The following is a 25,890-nucleotide window of genomic DNA, read 5'->3' on the forward strand; positions in this document are numbered from 1 at the left end:
CTTCAGCGCAGTTCGCGGGCGGTCTCGAAGCGGGCCCTGGCCTCGGCGAGGTCGACGAGCGGGGCCGGGTAGTCGACGCGGTCCCGCTCTTCCTTGCTCCAGGACGCGGGGTCGTGGACGCGCGGGGCCGGCAGCGCGGCGAGTTCGGGCACCCACCGGTGGACGTAGGAGCCGTCGGGGTCGAACCGGCGCGCCTGTGCGACGGGGTTGAGGATCCGGTTGGGCCGGGTGTCCGTGCCCGTGCCCGCCACCCACTGCCAGTTGAGCTGGTTGTTGGCCACGTCCCCGTCGACGAGCAGATCGAGGAAGTGGGCGGCCCCGACGCGCCAGTCCACGTACAGCGTCTTGGCGAGATAGCTCGCCGTCAGCAGCCGGGCGCGGTTGTGCATCCAGCCCTCGTGGCGGAGTTGGCGCATCCCGGCGTCGACCACGGGGCAGCCGGTGCGCCCCTCCTTCCAGGCGGCGACCTCCTCCTCCGCGGTGCGCCAACGGTCGCCGCGGTCGCGGTAGTCGACGCGGGCCGAGCGCGGACGGGCCGCGAGGACCTGGTGGTGGAAGTCCCGCCAGGCCAACTGCCGGACGAACGCCTCGGCTCCCGGACCGCCCTCGGCACGTGCGCGCTCGACCAGTTCGGTCGCCGAGAGGGCGCCGAAGTGGAGATGCGGGGAGAGCCGCGAGGTGGCGTCGCCCGCGAGGTCGTCGTGGCGCCGCTCGTACGCCTCGATGCCGGAGTCGGCCCGCTCCAGCCAGCGCCGCACCTGCCGGCGCCCCTCGTGCTCCCCGCCCGGCGCGAGCCCGGGGGAGACCCCGGCCACCGCGGCACGCCGGGGCAGCGGATCGCCGGACGCCTCCGCCGGCACCCGTACGCTCCGGGGCGCCCCCAGCACCTCGCGGTGCCCGGTCGCGGCCCAGCGGCGGAAGTACGGGGTGAAGACGGCGTAGTGGTCGCGGGCGGCGGGGGTGACCCGGCCCGGGGGCAGCACCGTCACCACCCCGTCGTGGACGTGCAGGGCGCATCCCAGCGGTGCGAGGGCGGCGCGCAGCCGGTCTTCGCGGCGCCCGGCGTAGGTGCTGACGCCCGCGGCGAGGTGGACCGCGTCCGCGCCCGTCGCGGTGACGACCCGGCAGACCTGCTCGACCACGTCGCCGGTGCGCACCACCAGCCGTCCGCCGCGCTCGCGCAGCTGCTCGGCGAGCGAGGTGAGGCAATCGGCGAGGAAGGCACGGCGGTTGGGGACGTCGAAGCCGGCCGCGTGCACCCCCGGGTCGATCACGAAGAGCGGCACCACCGCGTCGGCCTCCCGGACGGCGGCGGACAGCGCCGGCTGGTCGTGCACGCGCAGATCGGAGGTGAAGAGCATGACGGAGACGGTCATCGCCGTCCTTCCGGGGAGGAGGAGGGATCGCGGGCCTGGGCTGGGGGTGGCCCTCAGACGTATCAGGTCGGCCCGGTCGATCGGTGGATTTCCGCCGGCCGTGGCCGCAACCCCGGTAGGTAGCGGAGCTATCTATGATGGGTTCGTCAGCGAGGTGGAGAAGGTGGTGGGCGGCCGTGCGGATCGGTGAGTTGAGCCGGCGCACCGGGGTGCCGGTGCCGACGATCAAGTACTACCTGCGGGAAGGGCTGTTGCCAGCCGGCGAGCTGACCAGCCCCAACCAGGCCGCGTACGGCGACGCACACCTGCGCAGACTACGGCTGATCCGCGCCCTCCTGGACGTGGGCGGGCTGAAGATCGCCGCGATCGCCGCGATCCTCGACGCCGTCGACGACCCGGCCGAGCCGGTGCACCACGTCCTCGGGGTCGCCTCCGACCTGCTGGTGGCGCGTCCCGCCCAACAAGAGGAGGACGCCGCCCGGGAGAAGGCGGTGCGTCAGGTCGACGAGCTGATCCGCCGGCGCGGCTGGCGGGTGGCGCACGACGGGCCGGGCGCCGAACTGCTCGCCGGCGCCCTGGCCTCGATGGAACGCCTGGGCCACGGCGACTTCCGGCAGATGCTGGAGGTGTACGCGGACGCCGCGGAGCAGGTGGCGCGGGCCGACCTGGAGTACGTCGCCGGCGGCACGAGCCGCGACGTCCTGGTGCAGGGCGTGGTGGTGGGGACCGTGCTCGGGGACGCGGTCCTGGGCGCGCTGCGGCAGATGGCGCAGACGGACCAGTCGGCCCGGCGGTACGGGGAGCGCAGTGCGGTGGCCCCCGCGCGGGACGGCGACGACGTGCCGTAACACCACCGCACGCGGAGTCGTGGCACCAACGGCGACGGCCCCGCCCCTGACGAGGGGCGGGGCCGGTCGGAAACCGTACGGCTCGCGAGGCGGGAGCTCAGGCGGCGCGCTCCTGCGGAGCCTGCGCCGCGGTCTCCTGCTCGCGCTCCACCTGCTCGTTCCACGCGCGCTTCACCGCGCGCCACGCCTCGTCCGACTGCCCCTGGCGCCAGTAGCCGGAGATGTGCAGCTGCTCGCGCGGCACCTCGCGCTCCAGCCGCAGATGGCGCCGCAGCTCCTTCACGCAGGCGGCCTCGCCGTGCACGAACGCGGACACCCGGCCCGCGGGGAACTCCAGTTCCCGTACGGCCGTCACCAGCGCCGCGCCGACGGGGCGGCCGGCGCGGTGCAGCCACTGCACCGCCACGCCCTTCGGCAGGTCCAGCTCCATCTCGTCGGCCGCCTGCTCGATCTCGACGAAGGCGTGCACCACGGCGTCGTCCGGCATCCGCTCCAAGGACGCGGCGATCGCCGGCAGCGCGCTCTCGTCGCCCACCAGGAGGTGCCAGTCGGCGGCCGGCTCCGGGGCGTACCCGCCGCCGGGGCCGAGGATCCACATCGGGTCGCCGACCCGGGCGCGCTGCGCCCACGGACCGGCCAGCCCCTCGTCGCCGTGGACGACGAAGTCGATCACCATCTCCAGGGCCTCGGCGTCCCAGGTCCGCACGGTGTACGTGCGGTTCGCCGGCCACTCGGCGCGCGGGAGTTCGGCCCGGATGCGGTCCAGGTCGAACGGCTGCGGGTACTCCACCCCGGGCTGGGGGAAGACCAGCTTCACGTAGTGGTCGGTGTAGCCGTCGAGACGGAACCCGGCGAGCCCCGGGCCGCCGAGGACGACCCGCGTCATGTGCGGAGTGAGCCGTTCGGTGCGGACCACGTGGGCTTCATGGCACGTCGGTGACGTACGGACCGGTCGCTCTGCCACGGCGCTCTCCCAGGGCTCGGATAATTACTTAGGCTTGCCTAAGCTAACACCTCGACCGGGCAGCGTCAGCTCCAGGCCCACCGGTTGGGGCGGTGGGCCGTGGTGCGGGAGGTGCGGCAGGTCAGCGGGGGAGCACGGCGAGCAGTCGCTGGAGCGACCCCCCGAGCCCCCAACGCGCCGACAGCTCCTCCAGCGCGGCCGGGTCCCGCGGCCCGGTCGGCAGCGCCGCGTCGAACGCCGGCAGCGGCACGTCCGCCGCGACCCGGACCACCTTCGGCGCGACCGCCACGTACTCCCTGGCCTCGTACAGGCGGCGGCGCTGCGCCGTGGTCAGCTTCGCCGCCGGGTCGTCCACCGCGGCCATGATCCCGGCCAGGTCGCCGAAGGTCGCCAGCAGCTTCGCCGCGGTCTTCTCGCCGATGCCCGGCACGCCCGGCAGGCCGTCGCTCGGGTCGCCGCGCAGCAGCGCCAGGTCCGCGTACCCCGGGCCGTCCACGCCGTACTTCTCGCGCAGCCACGCCTCGTCCGTCGTCTGGAGCGTGCCGACGCCCTTGAGGGGGTACAGCACCCGCCGCTGCCGGGCGTCGTCGACCAACTGGAACAGGTCCCGGTCGCCCGTGACGATGTCGACCGGGCCGCTCGCCCGCGCGGTGAGCGTGCCGATCACGTCGTCCGCCTCGTACCCCGCGGCGCCGACGCGGGCGATGCCGAGCGCCGCCAGCACGTCCACGATCACCGGGACCTGCGGCGACAGGGTGTCCGGGGTCTCCTCCTCGTCCGGCCCCTGCTCGCTCTCCTCGGCGACGCGGTGCGCCTTGTACGAGGGGATCAGCTCGACCCGCCAGTGCGGGCGCCAGTCGTCGTCCCAGCAGGCGACCAGGTCGTCCGGCCGGTGGTCCTGGACCAGGCGGGCGATGAAGTCGAGCAGCCCGCGCACGGCGTTCACCGGGGTGCCGTCGGGGGCGCGGACCGAGTCGGGGACGCCGAAGTAGGCGCGGAAGTACAGGGAGGCGGTGTCGAGGAGCATCAGGCGTCGCGTCACACCCCGGATTGTGCCGCACGGCACCGACAGCGCCCGGCAGCCCGCGGGGGCCCGGTCCGTAGCGGTTCACCGGCCGTTGTTGCGTGACGTGGGTCACTGTTGCGTTTGGCGCTACAAGCCGGGGGCAGGCGCGCCGCCGGAGCCGATCCCGGTGTGCCTGCGGAGACATCCGTACGAAGTGCCGGGAGCGGGCAGAAACCGCTGCGCTCCACGGCACGCCGGCTATGGGGGCGGCGGGCCGTTCCGTTTCAACCCGCGAGGTGTATGTGTCCAGGCTCCAGGCGGAGCATCTGTACAAGGTGTTCGGCAGACGACCCGACGAGGCGGTCCGGCGACTCGAAAGCGGCGTCGACCGCGACGAGCTGCGCGCCGACGGCACGACGGCGGCGGTGATCGACGCCTCGTTCACCGTCGATCCCGGGCAGATCTTCGTCGTGATGGGCTTGTCTGGGTCCGGTAAGTCCACGCTGTTGCGCATGCTCAACGGACTGCTGGAACCCACTGCCGGACGCGTCCTCTTCGACGGTCAGGACCTGACCGCCCTCAGCCCCCGCGAGTTGCGGGCGGTGCGCTCGCGCAAGATCAGCATGGTCTTCCAGCACTTCGCGCTGTTCCCCCATCGCAGCGTGCTCGACAACGCCGCGTACGGCCTGGAGGTCCAGGGCGTGCCGCGGGCCGAGCGGGAGCAGCGCGCCACCGAGGCGCTGGCCCTCGCCGGCCTCGCGGGCTGGGAGCAGTCCTGGCCCGACGAGCTGTCCGGCGGCATGCAGCAGCGCGTGGGCCTGGCCCGCGCACTCGCCACCGACGCAGACCTGCTGCTGATGGACGAGTCCTTCAGCGCGCTCGACCCGCTGATCCGCCGGGACATGCAGGACCAGCTCCTGGAGCTCCAGAAGACGCTGAAGAAGACGATCGTCTTCATCACCCACGACCTCAACGAGGCCATGCGCCTCGGCGATCGGATCGCGGTGATGCGGGACGGCCGGATCGTCCAGCTCGGCACCGCCGAGGACATCCTCGTCACCCCGGCCAACGACTACGTGGCCTCCTTCACCCAGGACGTGGACCGCACCCGGGTGCTGACCGCGGGCGCGATCATGGCGGACCCGGAGTCGGCCTACCCGAGCGCCGGCGACGGCGGCAAGGAGCTGCGGACCCCGGCGGACGTCATCGCCGCGGCCCCCGCGGTCGTCAAGGCGGACACCCCGATCGCGGAGCTGTTCACGCCCTGCTCGACCAGCGGGGTGGCCGTCGCGGTCACCTGCGAGCGGGGCGAGCTGATCGGGGTGGTGCCGCGGGCCCGGCTGCTGGCCGTGCTCGGCGAGCCCATGAAGCCCAGCGACGGAGCAGCCGCGGCGGACTCGGTCGCTGCTGCTTCCCAGGCTCCCCGCAAGGACGCTGCCGAGGCGGTGGCCGGTGCCTAGGCTGCCCCTCGGCGAGTGGGTCGACAGCTCCGTCGACTGGCTCCAGTCCAATCTGACCTGGCTCTTCGACGCGATCAGCGCCGTCGTCACCGGGATGTACGACGGCATCGACGCCGCGCTCTCCGCGCCCCACCCCCTGCTCTTCGCGGGGATCCTCGCGGTCGCCGCCTGGTGGCTGCGCGGGCTGCTCGCCGGCGGCCTCGCCTTCGTCGGCTTCGCGCTCATCGACTCGATCGAGCTGTGGGACGAAGCGATGTCGACGCTCTCCCTGGTGCTCGTCGCCACCGTGGTGACCCTGGCCATCGCCGTGCCGCTGGGCATCTGGGCGTCCCGCTCCAGCGCCGTGAGCGCGGTGACCAGGCCGGTGCTGGACTTCATGCAGACCATGCCCGCCATGGTCTATCTGATCCCCGGCATCATCTTCTTCGGCGTCGGCGTCGTCCCCGGCATCATCGCCACCATCGTCTTCTCCCTGCCGCCCGGCGTGCGGATGACCGAACTCGGCATCCGCCAGGTGGACAAGGAGCTGGTGGAGGCCGCCGAGGCGTTCGGCACCCCGCCCCGCGACACCCTGGTCCGCGTCCAGCTCCCGCTGGCGCTGCCCACCATCATGGCCGGCGTCAACCAGGTGATCATGCTGGGGCTGTCCATGGTCGTCATCGCCGGCATGGTCGGCGGCGGCGGGCTCGGCGGCGCGGTCTACAGCGCCATCGGCAACGTGGACATCGGCCTCGGCTTCGAGGCCGGCATCTCCATCGTCATCCTCGCCATGTACCTGGACCGGATGACCGGCGAGCTGGGCCGTCAGGTCTCGCCGCTCGGTCGGCGCGCCCTGGCCAAGGCGAAGGCGCTGGCCGGCGGCCCGAAGCTGTGGCAGCACCGCCCGCAGGCGTCCGTCGCCGTGGTCGGCGTCGTCGTCCTCGCGCTGGTCGCCGGCGGCATGTCGATCTTCGGCAGCTCCGACTCGGCCACCGCGTCCGGCCGCGGCGGCGCCACCGACGTCGGCAAGGGCGAGAAGCTCACCATGGGCTACATCCCCTGGGACGAGGCCATCGCCTCCACCTTCCTGTGGAAGGAGATGCTGGAGCAGCGCGGTTACGAGGTCGACGCCAAGCAATTGGAGACCGGCGCGCTCTACACCGGGCTCGCGAACGGTCAGATCGACTTCCAGACCGACTCCTGGCTGCCGGTGACCCACGCCTCGTACTGGAAGAAGTACGGCGACAAGCTGGAGGACATGGGCTCCTGGTACGGCCCCACCTCGCTGGAGCTGACGGTCCCCTCGTACGTCGAGGGCATCGACTCCCTGGACGACCTCAAGGGCCAGTCCGGGAAGTTCAAGGGCCGCATCATCGGCATCGAGCCCAGCGCGGGCATGATGGGCCTGCTCAAGGACAAGGTGCTCAAGGAGTACGGCCTTCAGGGCGAGTACGAGGTCGTCGACGGCTCCACGCCCGGCATGCTCGCCGAGCTGAAGCGGGCGATCGCCAAGAAGGAGCCCGTCGTGGTCACCCTCTGGTCGCCGCACTGGGCCTACAGCAACTACGACCTCAAAAAGCTCGACGACCCCAAGGGCACCTGGGGCGCGGGCGACGGGGTGCACACCCTGGCGCGCAAGGGCCTCACGAAGGACCACCCCGAGGTCGGGAAGTGGCTGAAGGACTTCAAGATGACCGAGAAGCAGCTCACCGACCTGGAGGCGGAGATCCAGGAGACCGGCAAGGGCAAGGAGCAGGAGGCCGTCCGGAACTGGCTCAAGGAGAACCCGGACTTCGTGGACAAGACGGTGCCGGTGCCCCGCTGACGGGCGCGATCACCCAGCGGAACGGGACGGTTCCCGCCAGTGGCGGGGCCGTCCCGGCCGCCTTTGGCGCCCATCGCAGAGGTGGCCGGGCCCGAAGCTGCGTAAGGTTGTACAGAACGCAGGAAGGGGAGCCCGGCGGATGGACGCTGACGCCAAGGACGGCAAGGACCCGAAGGAGACCGAGCGTCTTCGGGTGGGCGCGGCCGTGCGCCGGCGGCGCCGGACCCTCGACCTCACGCTGGCCGCGGTCGCCGAGCGCTCCGGTCTGTCCGTGCCCTTCCTCAGCCAGATCGAGAACGACCGGGCACGCCCCAGCCGGCGCTCGCTCCAGCGGGTCGCCGAAGCGCTGGAGACCACCGCGGGCAAGCTGATCGCCGCCTCCGACGCGGCCCGTACGGTCGCGGTGGTGCGCGCCGAGCCGGCCGACGCGGCGGCTGTGCCGCACGCCCGCCGCCTGGTGCGCGGCCGGCACCAGCTGGAAGCACTGGAGTTCCACGGCGAGCACGACACCGAGGGCGAGTTCCAGCACCGCAACGACGAGTTGATGTACGTCGCCGACGGCTCCGTGGAGGTGGAGGCCGAAGGCCAGGCGTACCACCTCGGCCGCGGTGACACCCTGTTCCTCTCCGGTGGCGTACGGCACCGGTGGCGGGCCACCGGCGAGGAGACCCGCGTCCTGGTCGTCACGGTCGCGGAGCACATCGAGACGCCCCCGGAGGTCTGAGCCCGTGCGGGTGGTCTCCCTCGTGCCCTCGCTGACCGAGGCGGTCGCGGCCTCCGGGCCCGGGCTGCTCGTCGGCGCCACGGACTGGTGTTCCCACCCCGCCGACCTCGACGTGGCGCGGATCGGGGGCACCAAGAACCCCGACACCGCCGCCGTGCTCCGGCTGCGTCCGGACCTGGTGGTCGCCAACGAGGAGGAGAACCAGCCGGCCGACCTGGAACGGCTGCGCGCCGCGGGCGTGGAGGTCCTGGTCACCGAGGTGCGCGGGGTGCCGCAGGCGTTCGCGGAGCTGCACCGGGTCCTGGTGACGGGGTGTGGTCTCACCCGCCCCCGCTGGCTGGACGAGGCCGAGCAGGCGTGGGCCGACCTGCCGCCCGCGGGCGGTGCGAGTGCGGTGGTGCCGGTGTGGCGGCGGCCCTGGATGGTGCTCGGTCGGGACACCTTCGCCGGTGACGTACTGGCACTGCTCGGCGTGCGGAACGCGTACGCGGACCACGCCGAGCGCTACCCCCGGGTGCCCCTGGAGGAACTGCGCGGCTGCGGCGCCGACCTGGTGGTCCTGCCCGACGAGCCGTACCGCTTCACCGCGACCGACGGACCGGAGGCGTTCGGTGGCCTGCCCGCCGCGCTCGTCAGCGGCCGACACCTCACGTGGTACGGGCCGTCGCTGGTGACGGCGCCCCGGGTGCTGGGCGCGGCGCTCGCAGCAGCGCTCCGCTGAGCAGCCCGCGTGCGGTACGCAGCCCGGTCACCGCCCACGCCGTCACCAGCAGGGCGTACAGCACCGCCGCCACCGCCGCGAAGGCGCTCAGGTCCGTGCGGTGCGCCAGGCCCGCGGCCCCCGTCACGCAGGTGCCGACCGGGAAGGTGAAGGCCCACCACGACAGGGTGAACGGCAGTCCGCGCCGGGCGGCCCGGACCACCATCGCGCCCGCCAGCGCCAGCCACATCAGGGCGAACCCCAGCACCGGGACGCCGTAGAGGACCGCCACCGCGTCCGCGTACGGCAGACCCGCCGGCGCCGCGTCCGCCAGATGGCCGGCGGCCGTCGTGGACTGCCCCAGCGGCCCCAGCACCAGGAACAGGGACGGGGTGAGCGCGAGCGGCAGCGGGCCGTGGTGCACCAGCCGGGCGAAGACCAGCGGCACCATGACCAGCGTGGCCAACAGACTCAGCCCGAACAGGGCCAGGCTCGCCGCCAGCAGCGTCCGCCGCCCCTCGCCGTCGGCCAGGTGCAGCGCCAGCAGCGGCCCGACGGCGGCGGCCACCATCGGTGCGACCAGCGGCAACAGCCACCCGGGCGCCGCGGTCCCCGGCGCCGGACGGTGGCGTACGACCAGCAGGTACGGCACGGCGACGGCGACCGTCACCGCGAGCGCGCAGCCGACCGCGAACAGCGCGGCGGCGACGGGGACGGCGGCGGAGCCGAGGACGTCGCGGCCCACCGACAGCGTGCCCGCGGCCACCGCCAGCGGCGCCATCGCGGCACAGCCGTAGAAGGGGGCGACGGCCGGGTCGAGCAGATGCGCCCGGGCCTGGTCGCGATGGTGCAGCCAGTGCCCGGCACGGGCGCTCGCCACGGTCAGCAGGAGCAGGGCGGACGCCGTCCACACGACGACGAGGGCGGGGCGGGCGGCGGCGGGCAGCGGCAGCGCGGCCCCGGCGCTCGCCACGATCGCGGTGCCCATGACGGCGGCGTACCACTGCGGCCCGACGTGCCGCAGCGCCGGCAGCCGCGCCGGGGACCGTACGGGATCGGGCCCGGCCGGCGCCGTCTGCACCGGGATGCGGGCGGCGAGGGGAGCGGCAGGGGCGGGGGACGGGGGCACGGCGGTGGCCATGCCCCCACTGTCGCCCCGGCGCACCGCCCCCACCAGGGCCGTTCCCCCTATGACCTCATAAGCTGGACTGATGAGTGACGGGGAGCAGCGGGCGCCGCTCGCACACCGGGTGCCGGACCTCGGCGCCCTGGAGCTGCTGCTTGCGGTCGCCCGCCACGGCAGCCTGGGTCGGGCCGCCCGGGAACTCGGCATCAGCCAGCCCGCCGCGAGCGGCCGGCTGCGCTCGATGGAGCGACAGCTCGGGGTGGCCCTGGTGGACCGCTCCCCGCGCGGCTCCCGGCTCACCCCCGCCGGCGTCCTCGTCACGGACTGGGCACGGCGGATCGTGGAGGCCGCGGAGGCGTTCGACGCGGGCGCGCAGGCCCTGCGCACGCACCGGGACTCCCGGCTGCGGATCGCCGCGTCCATGACGATCGCCGAGTACCTGCTCCCGAGCTGGCTGGTCGCCCTGCGCGCCCGACGACCCGAGATGGCCGTCTCGCTCTTCGCCGGCAACTCGGCCGCGGTCGCCGAGCGGTTGCTGGCGGGCGAGGCCGACCTCGGCTTCGTGGAGGGGCTGCGGGTCCCCGGCGGGCTGGACGGCACCTCCATCGCCCGCGACCGGCTCGTGGTCGTCGTCGCGCCCGACCATCCGTGGACTCGGCGGCGCACCCCCGTGCCCGCGACCGAACTGGCGGGCACCCCGCTGGTGCTGCGCGAGGAGGGCTCCGGCACCCGTCAGGTCCTGGACTCCGCGCTCGCCCGGTACGGCGGGCTGTCCTCCCCGCTGCTGGAACTGGCGTCCACCACCGCGGTGAAGGCGTCGGCGGTCAGCGGTGCCGGCCCCGCCGTCCTGAGCGAGCTGGCGGTGACGGAGGAGCTGGGCTCCCGCCGGCTGGTGGCGGTCCCCGTGGCGGACGTGGCGCTGGAGCGGGTGCTGCGCGCGGTGTGGCGACGGTCTCAGAAGCCGGTGGGCGCCGGCCGTGACCTGCTCGCCCTCGCCGCTGCCGCCCGTCGAACGTCCTGACACAAGTAGCCCCAGGTCAAGGGGTGTTGAGCGGACAGCGGCCCCGGGGTGGTGCCCCGGTCGGCACGGGCGTCGCCCCGCCGTCCCTTCCGTACCCCGTCTCGCCATCTGTCATCACTTGACATTAGTTCGACTTATGGCAGATAAAGATCAGGCTTTGGGTTGAACTTCACGCCTCGTGCCGTTTGGGCGTGAAGGTCGTTGAACGTCCCGTCGAACCGTCTATGTGAATGAGTGTCGCCGTGTCCCACCCAGCCGTACCCGCGCACCCGAACCCCGACCCCGTGGGGGAGTGGGAGGCGTGGTGTGCCGAGCGCCGGCGGACCGTCACCTCGGCGACCGGGAACCTGGCCCTGGTGGAGACGCGTTGGCTGCCGGCCGGCGAGCGCCCCGACCTCGCGGCGGTCCGCGCCGCCGCGCCCGAGGGCGTCACGGTCACCACCGTGGAGCGCACCGACCTGGCGACCGGCGAGCCGGAGCACGGGCTGCGCTTCTGGGACGCGAACGCGCCCGCGCTCCGCGACTTCGAGCGCACCGACGTCTTCCCGTACGACCCGGCGTGGGTGATGGACGCCGCGTACACCCCCGTCCCCGGCGCCCGGAAGCTCGCCTTCGAGCACATCCGGGACAACGGCGGCACCCGCGACCTCGTCGTGCCCGGGGACATCTCCGTGACCGTCGACGGGCGGGACTACGCCCTGAGCGCCTTCGACGACGGCGGCGTCCTGCTGCTGGTCTTCGGAGACCCGACCAACGGCGACAGCACGTACGGCGCCGGCCGCTTCCTCTTCGTGACCCGCACCGGCGAGGGCACCGTGCGCCTCGACTTCAACCGGGCCTTCGTGCCTCCCTGCGGATTCTCCGATCAGTACAACTGTCCGATGCCGCCGCGGCAGAACCGCTTCCACCTGCCCGTCACGGCAGGTGAGCAGCGCCCCGTCTTCCGCGGCGGCGTCCCCGCACAGCACTGATCCTCCCCGGCTCCCTCCCGGCACCCTCGAAAGCCGCAGCACGAAAGCGCACCCTTCTGTCATGAGCACCAAGAAGCTGAACGTCGCGAAGCCGAACGCCCAGAAGCCGAGCACCAGGAAGCTCCGGGCGTCGACCCTCACCGCCACCGCTTCCGCCGCCGTCCTGGCCCTCACCCTCACCGCCTGCGGCGGCGGCTCGAACGGCGCCGACTCCGCCGGCGGCAAGCACGACCCCAACGCCACCGTGAACATCGGCTCCCTCTACGAGCCGCAGAACCTCGACAACACGGGCGGCGGCGGCCAGGGCGTCACCGAAGCCCTCCACGGCAACGTCTACGAAGGGCTGTTCAAGCTCACCGACGCCGGCAAGGTCGAACCGCTGCTCGCCACGTCCCACCAGGTCAGCCCGGACGGCCTGACGTACACCTTCACCCTCAAGGACGGCGTCACCTTCCACAGCGGCAAGCAGCTCACCAGCGCGGACGTCAAGCACAGCCTGGAGCGGGTGCTCGCCCCCGACTCCCAGTCGGCGCGCAAGAAGAACCTCTCCGTGATCAAGGCGATCGCGACCCCCGACCCGCGCACCGTCCAGGTCACGCTCTCGAAGAAGTCGATCTCGTTCGTCTACAACCTGACCTACGTGTGGATCGTCAACGCGGACGCCAAGGACCTCAAGCAGCGCGAGGACGGCACCGGCCCCTACCGGCTCGACAAGTGGTCCCGCGGCTCGGCCCTGAGCCTGGACCGCTTCGACCGCTACTGGGGCGACGCCGCCGCCAACAAGAAGGTCGTCTTCCGCTACTACAAGGACGCCACCGCGCTCAACAACGCCCTGCTGACCAACGCCGTCGACGTCGTCACCAGCGAGCAGTCCCCGGACGCCCTCGACCAGTTCAAGAACAACCAGAACTACAAGGTCAACGAGGGCAACTCCACCACCAAGCTGCTGCTCGCCTTCAACGACCGCGCCAAGCCCTTCGACGACGTCCGGGTCCGCCAGGCGGTCTCCTACGCCATCGACGACAAGAAGCTGCTGGAGTCCGTCTGGGGCGGCCACGGCAAGCTCATCGGCTCCATGGTCCCGCCCACCGACCCGTGGTACGAGGACCTCACCGCGATCGACGCGCACGACCCCGAGCGGGCGAAGAAGCTGCTGGCCGAGGCCGGTTATCCCAAGGGCTTCAGCCTCACCCTCGACACCCCCAACTACGACCCGCACCCCACGGCCGCCACCTTCATCACCTCCCAGCTCGCCAAGGTCGGCATCACCGTCAAGATCAACACGATCACGTCGGACGAGTGGTACACCAAGGTCTACAAGAACCGGGACTTCCAGGCCACGCTCCAGGAGCACGTCAACGACCGCGACCTGGTCTGGTACGGCAACCCGGACTTCTACTGGGGCTACGACGACCCGCAGGTCACCGCCTGGGTCGAGCAGGCCGAGCAGTCCTCCACCGCCGCCGAGCAGACCGAACTGCTGAAGAAGGTCAACCGCAAGACCGCCGAGGACGCGGCCAGCGACTGGCTCTACCTGTATCCGCAGATCGTGGTCGCCAACAACCGGCTCTCCGGCTACCCCCTCAACGGTCTGAACTCGCAGTTCTACGCCTACGACATCAAGAAGGGCTGATGGCGCGCTACGTCCTGCGGCGCTTCGCCTTCCTGCTGGTGTCCCTGGCGCTGGCGAGCGTCGTGCTCTTCGTGCTGCTGCGGATGCTCCCGGGCGACCCGGCGAACGCGCTCACCTCCGTCGGCGCCACCGACGAGCAGATCGCCGCCGCGCGCAAGGCGATCGGCTCCGACCGACCCCTGCCGGAGCAGTTCGTGCACTGGGTGGGCCAGTTGGCCCGCGGGGACCTCGGGACCTCCTTCGTCAGCTCGCTGCCGGTGGGGCCCGAGGTCACGACCCGGCTGAAGGTGACCGTTCCGCTCACCCTCGCCGCGTTCGTGCTCGCCGTGCTCATCGCGGTGCCCGCCGGCTTCGTCGCCGCCCACAAGCGGCACACCTGGTACGGTGCCCTGCTCAACTGGGTCTCCCAACTGGGCATCGCCATCCCGGTGTTCTGGCTCGGCATGATCCTGGTCGTGGTGCTCGCGGTCAACGCGCGCTGGTTCCCCGCCGGCGGCTTCCCGCCCGACGGCTGGGCCGAGCCCACCGAGGCGGCCCGCTCCCTGGTCCTCCCGGTGATCACCATCGCCCTGGTGATGAGCGCGTCCCTGATCCGGTACGTCCGCTCCGCCACCCTCGACGTCCTCGGCAGCGACTACCTGCGCACCGCCCGCGCCCTCGGGTCGTCCTTCGGCGGCGCGATGTGGCGGCACGGGCTGCGCAACGCCTCCGTCCCCGTCATCTCCGTCCTCGGCATCGAACTCGCCTCCACCCTGCTGGGCGCCGTGGTCGTGGAGTCCGTGTTCGCGCTCCCCGGGCTCGGCTCCCTGCTCACCACCGGCATCAGCCAGCACGACTACCCCGTCATCCAGGGCGTGCTGTTCGTCTCCACTCTCGCGGTGCTGCTGATCGGCTTCGCCGCCGACCTCGTGCAGCGGATCGTCGACCCGCGGCTGCGCGCCGGACTGTCGGGAGGCCCCAAATGACGACCGTCCAGGCCACGGCCGCGCCCGCCGCCGAGCGGCGCTGGAACCGCCGCTCGTACACCCTCGTCGCCGGTTGTGTCCTGGCCGGCGCGATCGCCCTGCTCGCGCTCGTGTCCGTCTTCTGGCTGCCGTACGCCACCGACGACACCTCCGGCGGCCGGCTCACCGCGCCCGGCGCCGACCACCTCCTCGGCACCGACAAGCTCGGCCGGGACCTGCTCACCCAGGTGATGAACGGCGCCAAGATCGCCGTCCAGGCGGGCCTGGGGTCCGTACTGATCGCCGCCACCCTCGGCGTGCTGCTCGGCACCCTGGCCGCGTTCGCCCAGGGCTGGCTCGACGACACGCTCTCCGCGTTCCTCGACATCCTCATCGCGTTCCCCACCCTGCTGCTCGCGATGCTCGTCGTCGCCGCCCGCTCCGGCACCCTCGGCTCCGCGGTCCTCGCGATCGGGCTCGCCCAGAGCGCGGTGGTGGCCAGGCTCGTACGGATCCTCGTCAAACGCGTCCTCGCACAGGACTACGTCACCGCCGCCCGCACCTCCGGCACCTCCTGGCCGCGGATCGTCGCCGGACACGTGCTGCCGAACATCTGGCCCACCCTCGCCGTGAACCTCGCCCTCCAGTTCGGGCTCGCGGTCCTCGCCGAGGCCGGCCTGTCCTACCTGGGCCTGGGCGCGCCGCCGCCCAACGCGTCCTGGGGCCGGATGCTGCTGGAGGCGCAGGCCACCTTCACCGCCGCCCCGGCCGCCGCCCTCGCCCCCGGCATCCTCCTGGTCGTCCTCGTCATCGGGGTCAACCTGATCGCCGACGGACTGCGCGACACCCTCGACCCGACCACCCGCGAAAGGCACGCATGAGCATCCTCGCCATCCGCGACCTGGTCATCCGCACCGCCGGCGGACGCACACTGGTGGACCGCCTCTCCCTGAGCGTCGGCGCCGGCGAACGCCTCGGCCTCATCGGCGAGTCCGGCTCGGGCAAGTCCCTGACCTCGCTCGCCGCGCTCGGGCTGCTGCCCGACGGCATGAGCGCCAGCGGCAGCGTCGAACTGGCCGGCACCCAGGTCGTGGGCGCCCCCGAGAAGCACCTGACGCCGCTACGGGGCCGCCAGGCCGCGATCGTCTTCCAGGAGCCCCTGACGGCGCTCGACCCCCTGATGCGCGTCGGACGCCAGATAGCCGGCCCCCTCGCCCGCCACCGCGGCCTCAGGGGCGCCGCGCTCGGCCGGGCCGTCACCGACGCCCTGACCCAGGTGCACCTGCCCGACCCCGAGCGCCTCGCCCGGGCCTTCCCCCACGAGATCTCCGGCGGCCAGCGCCAACGCGTGGCCCTCGCCATGGCCCTGGCCTGCGAGCCCCGACTGCTCATCGCCGACGAACCGACCACCGCGCTCGACGTCACCGTCCAGTCCGAACTGCTCGACCTCCTCGACGAACTGGTGCGGGAGCGGGAGATGGCCCTCCTCTTCGTCAGCCACGACCTCGCGGTGGTGGCCCGGACCGTGGAGCGGATCCTGGTCCTCAAGGACGGCCGCGCCGTCGAGGAGGGCACCGCGGACGAGATCGTGCACGCGCCCCGCGACCCGTACACCGCGGCGCTGGTCGACAGCGCACGCCAGTTGGAGGACGCCCTGGACCGAAGGAGGACCCCGTGACGACCACCGCACCCGTCACCACGGCGCCCCTGCTGGCCCTGGACGGCGTCTCCTACGCGTACCGGGGGAGCAGTGCCCCGGTCGTCACCGACGTCTCCCTGTCCGTCGGCGCCGGCGAGAGCCTCGCCCTCGTCGGCGAGTCCGGTACGGGCAAGACCACGCTCCTGCGCCTGCTGCTCGGGCTGGCCCGGCCCACCGAAGGCACGGTCCGCTTCGACGGCGCGGAACTGCGGCCGGGCGACCGCGCGCTGATGCGCCGCTTCAGGCGCAGCGTGCAGTGCGCCTTCCAGGACCCGTACTCCTCGCTCGACCCGCGCCGACGCATCGGGCACACCGTCGCCGAACCGCTGCGCTCCCTCGGCCTGGACACCCGCCGCACGGCCGGGCCCAAGGTGGCCGCGGCGCTGACCGCGGTCGGTCTGCCGGCGGACGCGGCGGAGCGCTACCCGCACGAGTTCTCCGGCGGCCAGCGCCAACGGATCGCGATCGCCCGCGCGACGGTCTGCGATCCGCGGGTGCTGCTGGCCGACGAGCCCGTCAGCGCGCTGGACGTCACGACCCGGGTCAAGGTCGTGGACCTCCTTGACGAACTGCGCGAGGAGCGCGGCCTGGCCCTGGTGATGGTCTCCCACGACCTCTCCGTGGTCGCGGCGCTCTGCGACCGCACGGCGGTCCTGGAGAAGGGCCGCGTGGTGGAGGACGCCCCCACCCCCACGGTCCTGGGCGCCCCGACCCACCCCTACACCCGCCGCCTGATCGCCAGCGTCCCCCAACTCCCCCCGCGCGCGGCGGATTCGCCGCGCTGACGGAGCGACCTGGTGACGGACCGTTCACGCGGTTCCGCGCGTCCCTCGTGCGTTGGCTGGTCGCGCAGTTCCGCCCCCTGTGCCCAGAGGGCGTGGGGGGACCCCCAGCGCCCCTGAAAGCCCACGCCCTGCGGGCGCAGAGCCCCGCGCTCCAGTACGCCCGGGCGCTGGGTACCCCGCCCCCTCTGGGCATAGGGGGCGGAACTGCGTGAGCAACCACAACGCACCCGCAGGGACTAACGTGCCCGCGGGGCTACGGCGGGGGTTTGAGGGGCGGGGAACTGCGCGAACAACCACAACGCACCCGCAGAGACCAGCGCGCCCGCAGGGCAATGGCGGCGGTGTCAGGCGCGAGGCGCAGCGCGCCCGCGGTAGGGGCGCTAGCGGGGGCTGGTCGTCAGGGCCGCGTGCCGCTCGCCGCTTGGATCAGCGCTCGCATCACCCGTTCGTCCTCGCCCATCTCCGGGTGCCACTGCACGCCCAACACCCACGCGGCCCCGGGCAACTCCACCGCCTCCACCGTGCCGTCGTCGGCGTGGGCGCTGGTGATGAGGGCGTCGGCCAGGCGGTCGACCGCCTGGTGGTGGTAGGTGGGGACGACCGTCGGCTCGGGGGCCAGGTCGCCGTAGCGGGTGCCGGGCACGGGGTGGACCCGGTGCCGGCCGAAGACGCCCACCCCGCCGGTGTGACCGTCGATGTGCTGGACGAGCGTGCCGCCGAGGGCGACGTTCAGCATCTGCATGCCCCGGCAGATGCCGAGCAACGGCAGGCCCGCCTCCAGCGCCGCATGGACGAGCGGCAGTTCCCAGGCGTCGCGGTCGCGCGCCGGCGGCCCCGTGCGCGGGTCCGGTTCGCTGCCGTACCGCACCGGCTCGATGTCCGCGCCGCCCGCGATGACCAGGCCGTCCAGCCGGGCCACCAGCGCCCGCGCGGACGCCGCGTCGGAGTCCGGCGGCAGCATCGCCGCGAGGCCGCCGGACGCCTGGACGAGGGCGGGATACGCGGCCGGCAGCAGCGCTGCGGGCATCTTCCACACGCCCCAGGCGGCCGGGTTGACGTAGGTCGTGACGCCGATCAGCGGCTTGGACATGACGGCTCCGTTCGAATTCGTACGCGTACGTGCACTGACGGCACGGCCCGAGGGTCCGGCCGGGCCGCCCCGGGCCCGTCAGCCCCGTTCCAACTCCGCCTCCGCCGCCGCCAACGCGGCGAACTCCTCCTCCGGAGCCTTCGCCACCAGTCGGTGGCGAGAGTAGATCGCGAAGTACGCGAGGGCCACGACATACACCCCGAGCGCGATGAACGCCGCCTCCTGGTCCACCAGGAACGTCGCCACCAGCGCGGACAGCGCCAGCACGAACGCCACCGACGAGGTGAACGTGCCGCCGGGCGTGCGGTACGGGCGGTGCAGCCGCGGCTCGCGGCGCCGCAGCACGATGTGGGACAGCGCCATCAGCGCGTAGCTGATCGTCGCCCCGAACACCGCGATGTTCAGCATCCGCGCCCCGTTCCCGGTGGACGCGGCGAGTGCGAAGCCGATCGCCCCGGGGATCAGCAGCCCCAGGTACGGCGACTTGCGCCGGCTGGTGAGCGAGAGGAACCGGGGCAGGTAACCGGCGCGGGAGAGCGCGAAGAGCTGTCGCGAGCCGGCGTAGATCAGGGAGAAGAAGGAGGCCACCAGGCCGGCGAGCCCCGCGTAGTTGACGAACCGGCTGAGCGCGGTGGGGTCACCGTCCCCCTCCAACGCGACGACCAGCGGGTTCCCCGCCTCCTGGATCGCGGCCGAGCCGCGCGCCCCGGTCGCCGCGAAGAAGGTCAACACGGCCAGCAGCACCAGCACGCCCATCGCGATCGCCAGCGCCTTCGGCATCGAGCGCACGGGGTCCTTCGCTTCCTCCGCCGCCAGCGGCACGCCCTCCACGCCGAGGAAGAACCACATCCCGAAGGGGAACGCCGCCCAGATCCCGAGCAGCCCGTACGGCAGCCACGACCCCGAGCCGAACGCGCTCTCGTCGACGGGGATGTCGTTGAGGCGGCCCGCGTCGAAGTCGGTGAACGCCCCGACCGCGAAGACCAGCAGCGCCGCCACCGCGATCGCGGTGACCACCAGGCTGAAGCGCAGCGCTTCGCCCACGCCCCACAGGTGGATCCCGATGAAGACGACGAAGCAGGCGAGGGAGATCGGCCAGCCGGCCTCCAGGCCGAACAGCCCGAGCGACTCCACGTAGTCACCGATGAAGATGGAGATCGCGGCGGGCGCGAGGACGTACTCGATCAGGATGGCCGTGCCCGTCAGGAAGCCGCCCCAGGTGCCGAGGGCGCGCCGGGCGAAGCCGTAGCCGCCGCCCGCGGTGGGCAGGATCGCGGAGAGTTCGGCGAGGGAGAAGACCAGACAGGCGTACATCACGCCCATCAGCAGGGTCGCGATCGCCAGCCCGCCGAAGCCGCCCTCCGACAGGCCGATGTTCCAGCCGGAGAAGTCGCCCGAGACGACGTAGGCCACGCCCAGCCCGGTGAGCAGCAGCCACCCCGCACTGCCCTGGCGGAGCATCCGCCGTCTCATGTACGCGTCGTCCGTCCGGGCCGACGGGTCCGACTGCCCTGCGCGGAGCTTCGGCTCCGGGCTGTCGGGATGCTCGGGATACGCAGACGTCTCTCTGGTGCCTTCAGCCATGGCTCACACTCCCGGCGTGCAAAGGTTTAGGGCGACACCTTTGCGGTACGGGACGGATCTGCGCAAGCCCCGTGCAGCAACCGGCCCGGCGTCACGCCAAGAAGCCCCGCAGCAGCGCCGCCGTCCCCTCGCAGTGCTCCCGCATCACCTCGCGCGCACCGTCCGCGTCCCCCTCCAGCACCGCGTCCACCACCGCGCTGTGCTGCTGCTGCGAGTGCTCCAGGTTGCGCACCAGCAGCGGAATGCAGTCCAACAGGTCGTTGAGGGTGGCCCGGACGCCCGCGTACTGCTTGGTCAGCGACGGGGAGCCGGACAGTTCGGCGAGGGTGAGGTGGAAGAGCGTGTCATGGCGCCGGTACTGCTCCAGGGGGGCGTCATGGGTCGCCGCGAGCGCGTCCCGCAGCCGGCGCGCACCCGTCTCGTCGAGGTTGTGCGCCGCGCACAGCCCGGCCGCCCCCACCTCCAGGACCTCGCGGAAGCGCAGGGTGTCCTCCACGTCCACCCCCGTCAGCCGGCGCCGCAGTTCGTCCTCGCCGCGGGCGTCGGGCCGGGGCAGGACGAACGTCCCGCCGTACCGGCCGCGCCGGCTCTCCACCAACCCCTGGTCGGTGAGCACCTTCAGCACCTCGCGCAGGGTGACCCGGCTGATGCCCATCCGCTCGGCCAACTCGCGCTCCGCGGGCAGCCGCTCCCCGGTCGGCACCAGGCCGAGCCGCAGCAGTTGCAGGATCTGCTCCAGCGCCCCCTCGAAGCCGTTGCCCGCGTGCACGGGCCGCAGCACCGGGGTCAGCCGGTCCCCGCCGGCCTCCGGTCCGCCGCTCGTATCCGTACCGCTCGTCCCGCCCATCCCGTCGGCCCCGCCCATCCCACTCGTCTTCGCCACGTGGACGAATCCTCTTCCCAAGCAATGGTCTTCGGCAATACCTTATGGCTCCCGGCCGGTGCGGCCGGCCCCCGGCTGACCCTAGGAGGCGTGATCCCGTGGCAGACCGCAAGCCCCCGCTACCGCTGACGGAGCTGCGTGCCCTCGTCGAGAGCGGCGAGATCGACACCGTGGTGCTCGCCTTCCCCGACATGCAGGGGCGGCTCCAGGGCAAGCGGTTCGCTGCCCGGTTCTTCCTGGACGAGGTGGTGGAGCACGGCACCGAAGGCTGCAACTACCTCCTCGCCGTCGACCCCGAGATGAACACCGTCGACGGCTACGCCATGGCCTCCTGGGACCGCGGATACGGCGACTTCGCCATGCGCCCCGACCTCGACACCCTGCGCCGGGTGCCCTGGAACGAGGGCACCGCCCTGCTGATCGCCGACCTCGCCTGGCACGACGGCGCCCCCGTCGTCGCGGCCCCCCGGCAGATCCTGCGCCGCCAGCTCGACCGCCTCGCCGAGCGCGGCTGGCGCGCGAACGTGGGCACCGAGCTGGAGTTCATCGTCTTCAAGGACACCTACGAACAGGCGTGGGACCGCGACTACCGCGACCTGACCCCCGCCAACCAGTACAACGTCGACTACTCCGTCCTCGGCACCGGCCGCATCGAGCCCCTGCTGCGCCGCATCCGCAACGAGATGACCGCGGCCGGGCTGACCGTGGAGTCCGCCAAGGGGGAGTGCAACCCCGGCCAGCACGAGATCGCCTTCCGCTACGACGACGCCCTCGTCACCTGCGACCAGCACGCCGTCTACAAGACCGGCGCCAAGGAGATCGCCGCCCAACAGGGCTGCTCGCTGACCTTCATGGCCAAGTACAACGAGCGCGAGGGCAACTCCTGCCACATCCACCTCTCGCTCGCCGACGCCGACGGCACCAACGTCATGGCGGGCGACGGCCCCGGCGGCATGTCGCCGGTGATGCGCCACTTCCTCGCCGGACAGCTCGTCGCCCTGCGCGAGTTCAGCCTGCTGTACGCGCCCAACATCAACTCCTACAAGCGCTTCCAGCCCGGCTCGTTCGCACCGACCGCGGTGGCCTGGGGCCACGACAACCGCACCTGTGCGCTCCGGGTCGTCGGCCACGGCCGCTCGATGCGGTTCGAGAACCGGCTCCCCGGCGGCGACGTCAACCCCCACCTGGCCGTCGCCGGACTCGTCGCCGCCGGGCTGTACGGCGTCGAGCAGGAGCTGGAGCTGCCCGAAGCCTGCACCGGCAACGCGTACGCGGCCGGCCACGCCCGGGTCCCCACCACGCTGCGCGAAGCCGCCGAGCTGTGGGAGACCAGCGTCATCGCCAAGGCCGCCTTCGGCGACGAGGTCGTCGCGCACTACCTGAACATGGCCCGCGTCGAACTCGCCGCCTTCGACGCCGCCGTCACCGACTGGGAGCTGCGCCGCTCCTTCGAACGCCTGTGACCGCTGCGCCGCCCGCCCGGCCCGCGCCGCCCGCACCCGAGAGGAACGCCGTGCCCCCCGAGCACCACGACGTACTGAACCCCGCCACGGGCGACCTCGTCGAGCGGGTCCGAGCGACCCCGCCCGCCGAGGTCGACGCCGCCGTGGCCCGCGCCGCAGCAGCCCAACGGAGCTGGTCCCGGGGCGCCCCCGCCGACCGGGCCCGACTCCTGCGCCGTTTCGCCGCCGTCGTGGACGACCACGTCGAAGAGCTGGCCCGACTGGAGGTCCGGGAAGCCGGCCACCCCATCGGCAACGCCCGCTGGGAGGCCGGCAACGTCCGCGACCTCCTCGACTACGCCGCCGGGGGAGTGGAGCGGCTGACCGGCCGACAGATCCCGGTCGCCGGCGGCCTGGACGTCACCCTCCTCGAACCCCTCGGCGTCGTCGGCGTGATCGCGCCCTGGAACTTCCCCATGCCCATCGCCGCCTGGGGCACCGCGCCCGCCCTCGCCGCCGGCAACGCGGTCCTGCTCAAACCGGCCGAGACCACCCCGCTGACCGCGCTGCGCCTGGCCGAACTCGCCCTGGAGGCGGGTCTGCCGGAACACCTCTTCCAGGTCCTGCCCGGCGCCGGCGACGTCACCGGCCACGCCCTCGTCGAACACCCCGGCGTCGCCAAGATCGTCTTCACCGGCTCCACCCGGGTCGGCAAGTCCATCATGGCCGCGTGCGCCGACGGCGTGAAGCGCGTCACCCTCGAACTCGGCGGCAAGAGCCCCAACGTGGTCTTCGCCGACGCCGACCTCGAAGCCGCCGTCGCCGCCACCCCCATGTCCTTCCTCGACAACAGCGGCCAGGACTGCTGCGCCCGCACCCGCATCCTGGTGCAGCGCTCCGTCCACGACCGCTTCCTGGAGCTGCTGGCGCCCGCGATCGCGTCCGTCGTCGTCGGCGACCCCGCCGACGAGGCCACCGCCATGGGCCCGTTGATCTCCCGCGCCCACCTCGACCGGGTCCGCTCTTACGTCCCCGAGGGCCTCCCCGGCATCCGCGGCACCGCCCCGGAAGGACCCGGCTTCTGGTACCCGCCCACGGTCCTGACCGGCATCGCACCGGACGCGCCCGCCGCCCGCGAGGAGGTCTTCGGACCCGTCGCCGTCGTCCTCCCCTTCGAGGACGAGGCCGACGCGATCCGCCTGGCCAACGACACCCCTTACGGACTCTCCGGCTCCCTGTGGACCCGCGACGTGGGGCGCGCCATCCGCGTCTCGCGCGCCGTGCGGGCCGGCAACCTCTCCGTCAACTCCCACTCCAGCGTCCGCTACGCGACCCCGTTCGGCGGCTACCGGCAATCCGGTCTCGGCCGCGAACTCGGCCCCGACGCCCTCACCGCCTTCACCGAGACCAAGAACGTCTTTTTCAGCACGGAGGTCTGAGCACCCATGACCGAGCCCCGCACCAGCACCGACACCGAGCCCGTCTGCCGCCGACTGGTGGGCCGCACCGCGGTCATCACCGGCGCCGGCAGCGGCATCGGCCTGGCCACCGCCCGACGGCTGGCCTCCGAAGGCGCCCGCGTCGTGTGCGGCGACGTCGACGCGACCGCCGGCAAGGCCGCGGCCGAAGCCGTCGGCGGCACCTTCGTCCAGGTCGACGTCACCGACGCCGACCAGGTCGAGGCGCTGTTCCGCACCGCGTACGACACCTACGGCTCCGTCGACGTCGCCTTCAACAACGCGGGCATCTCCCCGCCCGACGACGACTCCATCCTCACCACCGGCCTCGACGCCTGGAGGCGCGTCCAGGACGTCAACCTCACCTCCGTCTACCTGTGCTGCAAGGCCGCCATCCCCTACATGCAGCGCCAGGGCCGCGGCTCCATCATCAACACCGCGTCCTTCGTCGCGATCATGGGAGCCGCCACCTCCCAGATCTCGTACACGGCGTCCAAGGGCGGCGTGCTCGCGATGTCCCGCGAACTCGGCGTGCAGTTCGCCCGCGAGGGCATCCGCGTCAACGCGCTCTGTCCGGGCCCCGTGAACACCCCGCTGCTCCAGGAACTGTTCGCCAAGGACCCCGAGCGGGCCGCCCGCCGCCTGGTGCACATCCCCGTCGGCCGGTTCGCCGAGGCGAACGAGATCGCCGCCGCGGTCGCCTTCCTGGCCAGCGACGACTCCTCGTTCGTGAACGCCACCGACTTCCTGGTGGACGGCGGCATCAGCGGGGCGTACGTCACCCCGCTGTAGGCCCGCGGACCAGTGGACCAGAGCACCAGGGGACCCGGAGGGCCGGCGGTCACAGGAACGTCCGGCCCTCGCCCCGGTACGTCGGCACCGACCCCACCACCCGGTCGTCCTCGACCAGGTGCAGCACGTCGAACCGTTCGCACAGCTCCCCGGCCTTCGCGTGCCGGAACCACACCCGGTCGCCGATCAGCAGGTCGTCCGCGACCGAGCCGAGCAGCGGCGTCTGCACCTCGCCCGCGCCCTCCTGGGGGTCGTACCGCAGGCCCTGCGGCAGGTACGGCTCCGGCAGCCGGTCCTTGCCCGCCGGCCCCGACGCCGCGTAACCGCCGCCGAGCACCGTCACCGAACCCACCCCCGGCCTGCGCACCACCGGCAGCGCGAAGAGCGCGGCCGGCCGGCCCGTGAACGACGTGTAGTGGTCGAACAGCCGCGGCACGTACAGCCCGGAGCCCGCCGCGACCTCGGTCACCGCGCCCTCGCCGGCCGTGTGCTGCACGCTGCCGGTGCCGCCGCCGTTGACGAACTCCAGGTCCGGTGCGACCGCCCGCACCGCCCGCACCGCCTCCGCCCGGTGCACCGCGAGCTGCGCCCGCGCCGTGCGCTGCATCAGCCGGATGCCCCGGGACAGCAGCGGATAGCCCTCCACGGCGTCCCCGACACCCGCCACGTGCCCCTCGTACGCCATCAGCCCCACCAGCCGGAACCCGGGCCGACGCACCACCGACCGGGCCAACTCGGCCAGCTGCGCCGGCTCCCGCAGCGGCGACCGGCGCGCTCCGATCCGCACCCGCCCGCCCAGCAGCCGCAGCGCGGTGTCCAGCTCCAGACAGACCCGGACCTCCTCCCTGCCGCCGGCCCGCGCCCGGTCGATCAGCTCCAACTGCGCCGGGTCGTCCACCATCACCGTCACGGCCGCCGCCAACTTGGGATCGGCCGCCAGCTCCGCGTAACCGGCCCGGTCCACCGACGGGTACGCCAACAGGACGTCGTCGAACCCGGCCCGCGCGAGCCACAGCGACTCCGCGAGCGTGAACGACATCAGCCCCGCGAAACCCTCCACGGCGAGCGCCCGCTCCAGCAGCCCCCGCGCCCGCACCGACTTGGTGGCGAGCCGCACCGGTTTCCCACCGGCCCGGCACACCAGGTCCGCCGCGTTCGCATCGAACGCCGCGAGATCGACGACGGCGAACGGAGCTTCCAGAGCGGCGGTGGCCCGGTCGTAGCGGGCCCGGTCAGCGGAACGGGGCGTCATGGACCGAGCTTGCCAGACGTGATTACCGCAGGGTAGGGGGACGTTTTGGGCAGATCCCTCGTGGAGCCGCGGTCTCGGTGCCGTGGGGGCCGCGACACCCCGTAGAGTGACGCTGACGCGGCGACGAACACGCCTGCTACGAGGGGCGATCCGACTGCTGTACGGGGAAGACACATGGGGGGCGGCATGAGCACGGAAGAACCCGGCTCCCCGCGCCGCCGGGACGACGCACCGCCGCCACCGCCCCGCCCTTCGAACATCGCCTCCCTGGTGCCCCCCGACGACGCCCTCCCGACAGGCACGTCGGGCGCCCCCACGGCGCGCTCGGC

23 protein-coding genes are annotated in these 25,890 nt (G+C 73.0%); 15 read left to right on the plus strand and 8 right to left on the minus strand.

Going from position 1 to position 25,890, the window contains the following annotated elements:
• Positions 1 to 2: 2 nt before the first annotated feature.
• On the minus strand, positions 3 to 1,376 hold the full coding sequence (locus AB0E05_RS04885) for a deoxyribodipyrimidine photo-lyase (protein WP_361958825.1): 1,374 nt from the start codon (positions 1,374 to 1,376) through the stop codon (positions 3 to 5).
• A 176-nt stretch (positions 1,377 to 1,552) separates the two neighbouring features.
• On the opposite strand from AB0E05_RS04885, the gene AB0E05_RS04890 reads away from it, so the two are divergent.
• Positions 1,553 to 2,224 (plus strand): MerR family transcriptional regulator, encoded by a 672-nt coding sequence (locus AB0E05_RS04890; protein WP_361958828.1) that lies wholly within the window; start codon positions 1,553 to 1,555, stop codon positions 2,222 to 2,224.
• 97 nt (positions 2,225 to 2,321) lie between these two features.
• Here the strand turns inward: AB0E05_RS04890 and AB0E05_RS04895 are convergent, their stop codons facing one another.
• On the minus strand, positions 2,322 to 3,188 hold the full coding sequence (locus AB0E05_RS04895; RefSeq protein ID WP_361958831.1) for a siderophore-interacting protein: 867 nt from the start codon (positions 3,186 to 3,188) through the stop codon (positions 2,322 to 2,324).
• Between the two features lie 121 nt (positions 3,189 to 3,309).
• Positions 3,310 to 4,215 carry a 5'-3' exonuclease gene (locus AB0E05_RS04900; protein WP_361959099.1) on the minus strand — a complete coding sequence of 302 codons (906 nt, stop codon included), beginning with the start codon at positions 4,213 to 4,215 and terminating at the stop codon, positions 3,310 to 3,312.
• 281 nt (positions 4,216 to 4,496) lie between these two features.
• Between AB0E05_RS04900 and AB0E05_RS04905 the strand changes: the two genes are divergently transcribed.
• The 4 genes from AB0E05_RS04905 (at position 4,497) to AB0E05_RS04920 (ending at position 8,903) form a co-directional block, all read left to right on the plus strand.
• A complete protein-coding gene (locus tag AB0E05_RS04905; protein WP_361958834.1) occupies positions 4,497 to 5,654 on the plus strand; it encodes a glycine betaine/L-proline ABC transporter ATP-binding protein in 1,158 nt (385 codons plus the stop codon).
• Positions 5,647 to 7,458 (plus strand): ABC transporter permease/substrate binding protein, encoded by a 1,812-nt coding sequence (locus AB0E05_RS04910; protein ID WP_361958837.1) that lies wholly within the window; start codon positions 5,647 to 5,649, stop codon positions 7,456 to 7,458. Before AB0E05_RS04905 ends, AB0E05_RS04910 begins: the two co-directional genes overlap by 8 nt.
• Positions 7,459 to 7,597: 139 nt before the next feature.
• Positions 7,598 to 8,182 carry an XRE family transcriptional regulator gene (locus AB0E05_RS04915; protein WP_361958840.1) on the plus strand — a complete coding sequence of 195 codons (585 nt, stop codon included), beginning with the start codon at positions 7,598 to 7,600 and terminating at the stop codon, positions 8,180 to 8,182.
• A 4-nt stretch (positions 8,183 to 8,186) separates the two neighbouring features.
• On the plus strand, positions 8,187 to 8,903 hold the full coding sequence (locus AB0E05_RS04920) for a helical backbone metal receptor (protein ID WP_361958843.1): 717 nt from the start codon (positions 8,187 to 8,189) through the stop codon (positions 8,901 to 8,903).
• On the opposite strand, the gene AB0E05_RS04925 is transcribed toward AB0E05_RS04920, so the two are convergent.
• Positions 8,830 to 10,023 carry a C4-dicarboxylate ABC transporter gene (locus tag AB0E05_RS04925; RefSeq protein ID WP_361958846.1) on the minus strand — a complete coding sequence of 398 codons (1,194 nt, stop codon included), beginning with the start codon at positions 10,021 to 10,023 and terminating at the stop codon, positions 8,830 to 8,832. The two genes, AB0E05_RS04920 and AB0E05_RS04925, sit on opposite strands and share 74 nt — an antisense overlap.
• 70 nt (positions 10,024 to 10,093) lie before the next feature.
• Between AB0E05_RS04925 and AB0E05_RS04930 the strand changes: the two genes are divergently transcribed.
• The 7 genes from AB0E05_RS04930 to AB0E05_RS04960 all read left to right on the plus strand — a co-directional run bounded on the left by AB0E05_RS04930 (position 10,094) and on the right by AB0E05_RS04960 (position 17,061).
• Positions 10,094 to 11,029, plus strand: a complete 936-nt coding sequence (locus tag AB0E05_RS04930; protein WP_361958849.1) for a LysR family transcriptional regulator — start codon at positions 10,094 to 10,096, stop codon at positions 11,027 to 11,029.
• 230 nt (positions 11,030 to 11,259) lie between these two features.
• Positions 11,260 to 12,000, plus strand: a complete 741-nt coding sequence (locus tag AB0E05_RS04935) for a DUF1684 domain-containing protein (RefSeq protein ID WP_361958852.1) — start codon at positions 11,260 to 11,262, stop codon at positions 11,998 to 12,000.
• A gap of 61 nt (positions 12,001 to 12,061) precedes the next feature.
• Entirely contained in the window at positions 12,062 to 13,633 is a 1,572-nt protein-coding gene (locus AB0E05_RS04940) for an ABC transporter substrate-binding protein (protein WP_361958855.1), read from the plus strand.
• Positions 13,633 to 14,598 (plus strand): ABC transporter permease, encoded by a 966-nt coding sequence (locus AB0E05_RS04945; RefSeq protein WP_361958858.1) that lies wholly within the window; start codon positions 13,633 to 13,635, stop codon positions 14,596 to 14,598. The genes AB0E05_RS04940 and AB0E05_RS04945 overlap by 1 nt, the downstream gene beginning before the upstream one ends.
• Complete coding sequence (locus tag AB0E05_RS04950; RefSeq protein WP_361958861.1) at positions 14,595 to 15,458, plus strand: ABC transporter permease; 864 nt, start codon at positions 14,595 to 14,597, stop codon at positions 15,456 to 15,458. Before AB0E05_RS04945 ends, AB0E05_RS04950 begins: the two co-directional genes overlap by 4 nt.
• A complete protein-coding gene (locus tag AB0E05_RS04955; RefSeq protein ID WP_361958864.1) occupies positions 15,455 to 16,255 on the plus strand; it encodes an ABC transporter ATP-binding protein in 801 nt (266 codons plus the stop codon). Before AB0E05_RS04950 ends, AB0E05_RS04955 begins: the two co-directional genes overlap by 4 nt.
• 29 nt (positions 16,256 to 16,284) lie before the next feature.
• The gene (locus tag AB0E05_RS04960; protein ID WP_361959102.1) at positions 16,285 to 17,061 is read left to right on the plus strand and encodes an ABC transporter ATP-binding protein; all 777 of its coding nucleotides are present in this window, start codon (positions 16,285 to 16,287) and stop codon (positions 17,059 to 17,061) included.
• Between the two features lie 397 nt (positions 17,062 to 17,458).
• Here the strand turns inward: AB0E05_RS04960 and AB0E05_RS04965 are convergent, their stop codons facing one another.
• From AB0E05_RS04965 to AB0E05_RS04975, 3 genes are all read right to left on the minus strand, one after another.
• Positions 17,459 to 18,151: a gamma-glutamyl-gamma-aminobutyrate hydrolase family protein gene (locus AB0E05_RS04965; protein ID WP_361958866.1), complete on the minus strand. Its 693-nt coding sequence runs from the start codon at positions 18,149 to 18,151 to the stop codon at positions 17,459 to 17,461.
• Between the two features lie 78 nt (positions 18,152 to 18,229).
• A complete protein-coding gene (gene eat / locus AB0E05_RS04970; protein ID WP_361958868.1) occupies positions 18,230 to 19,735 on the minus strand; it encodes an ethanolamine permease in 1,506 nt (501 codons plus the stop codon).
• Positions 19,736 to 19,826: 91 nt separating this feature from the next.
• Positions 19,827 to 20,582, minus strand: coding sequence for an FCD domain-containing protein (locus AB0E05_RS04975; RefSeq protein ID WP_361959105.1), 756 nt, complete (start codon positions 20,580 to 20,582; stop codon positions 19,827 to 19,829).
• A gap of 134 nt (positions 20,583 to 20,716) precedes the next feature.
• On the opposite strand from AB0E05_RS04975, the gene AB0E05_RS04980 reads away from it, so the two are divergent.
• From AB0E05_RS04980 to AB0E05_RS04990, 3 genes are read left to right on the plus strand one after another with little or no spacing between them, the layout of a single operon-like run.
• On the plus strand, positions 20,717 to 22,081 hold the full coding sequence (locus AB0E05_RS04980) for a glutamine synthetase family protein (protein WP_361958871.1): 1,365 nt from the start codon (positions 20,717 to 20,719) through the stop codon (positions 22,079 to 22,081).
• Between the two features lie 50 nt (positions 22,082 to 22,131).
• On the plus strand, positions 22,132 to 23,499 hold the full coding sequence (locus tag AB0E05_RS04985) for an aldehyde dehydrogenase family protein (protein WP_361958874.1): 1,368 nt from the start codon (positions 22,132 to 22,134) through the stop codon (positions 23,497 to 23,499).
• A 6-nt stretch (positions 23,500 to 23,505) separates the two neighbouring features.
• On the plus strand, positions 23,506 to 24,309 hold the full coding sequence (locus tag AB0E05_RS04990) for a 3-oxoacyl-ACP reductase (protein WP_361958877.1): 804 nt from the start codon (positions 23,506 to 23,508) through the stop codon (positions 24,307 to 24,309).
• A 49-nt stretch (positions 24,310 to 24,358) separates the two neighbouring features.
• On the opposite strand, the gene AB0E05_RS04995 is transcribed toward AB0E05_RS04990, so the two are convergent.
• Positions 24,359 to 25,561, minus strand: a complete 1,203-nt coding sequence (locus tag AB0E05_RS04995; RefSeq protein ID WP_361958880.1) for an amino acid deaminase/aldolase — start codon at positions 25,559 to 25,561, stop codon at positions 24,359 to 24,361.
• Between the last annotated feature and the right edge of the window lie 329 nt (positions 25,562 to 25,890).

The organism is Streptomyces sp. NPDC048057 (assembly GCF_040653095.1).
In the GTDB taxonomy this organism is placed as follows: Bacteria; Actinomycetota; Actinomycetes; order Streptomycetales; family Streptomycetaceae; genus Streptomyces.

What these genes read in the sequence shown, in the direction of transcription:
- AB0E05_RS04935 (WP_361958852.1), top strand. Translation starts at nt 11,260, where the DNA reads ATGAGTGTCGCCGTGTCCCACCCAGCCGTACCCGCGCACCCGAACCCC.
- AB0E05_RS04885 (WP_361958825.1), bottom strand. Translation starts at nt 1,376, where the DNA reads ATGACCGTCTCCGTCATGCTCTTCACCTCCGATCTGCGCGTGCACGAC.
- eat (WP_361958868.1), bottom strand. Translation starts at nt 19,735, where the DNA reads ATGGCTGAAGGCACCAGAGAGACGTCTGCGTATCCCGAGCATCCCGAC.
- AB0E05_RS04950 (WP_361958861.1), top strand. Translation starts at nt 14,595, where the DNA reads ATGACGACCGTCCAGGCCACGGCCGCGCCCGCCGCCGAGCGGCGCTGG.
- AB0E05_RS04975 (WP_361959105.1), bottom strand. Translation starts at nt 20,582, where the DNA reads ATGGGCGGGACGAGCGGTACGGATACGAGCGGCGGACCGGAGGCCGGC.
- AB0E05_RS04925 (WP_361958846.1), bottom strand. Translation starts at nt 10,023, where the DNA reads ATGGCCACCGCCGTGCCCCCGTCCCCCGCCCCTGCCGCTCCCCTCGCC.
- AB0E05_RS04945 (WP_361958858.1), top strand. Translation starts at nt 13,633, where the DNA reads ATGGCGCGCTACGTCCTGCGGCGCTTCGCCTTCCTGCTGGTGTCCCTG.
- AB0E05_RS04915 (WP_361958840.1), top strand. Translation starts at nt 7,598, where the DNA reads ATGGACGCTGACGCCAAGGACGGCAAGGACCCGAAGGAGACCGAGCGT.
- AB0E05_RS04965 (WP_361958866.1), bottom strand. Translation starts at nt 18,151, where the DNA reads ATGTCCAAGCCGCTGATCGGCGTCACGACCTACGTCAACCCGGCCGCC.
- AB0E05_RS04900 (WP_361959099.1), bottom strand. Translation starts at nt 4,215, where the DNA reads ATGCTCCTCGACACCGCCTCCCTGTACTTCCGCGCCTACTTCGGCGTC.
- AB0E05_RS04995 (WP_361958880.1), bottom strand. Translation starts at nt 25,561, where the DNA reads ATGACGCCCCGTTCCGCTGACCGGGCCCGCTACGACCGGGCCACCGCC.
- AB0E05_RS04955 (WP_361958864.1), top strand. Translation starts at nt 15,455, where the DNA reads ATGAGCATCCTCGCCATCCGCGACCTGGTCATCCGCACCGCCGGCGGA.
- AB0E05_RS04990 (WP_361958877.1), top strand. Translation starts at nt 23,506, where the DNA reads ATGACCGAGCCCCGCACCAGCACCGACACCGAGCCCGTCTGCCGCCGA.
- AB0E05_RS04930 (WP_361958849.1), top strand. Translation starts at nt 10,094, where the DNA reads ATGAGTGACGGGGAGCAGCGGGCGCCGCTCGCACACCGGGTGCCGGAC.
- AB0E05_RS04940 (WP_361958855.1), top strand. Translation starts at nt 12,062, where the DNA reads ATGAGCACCAAGAAGCTGAACGTCGCGAAGCCGAACGCCCAGAAGCCG.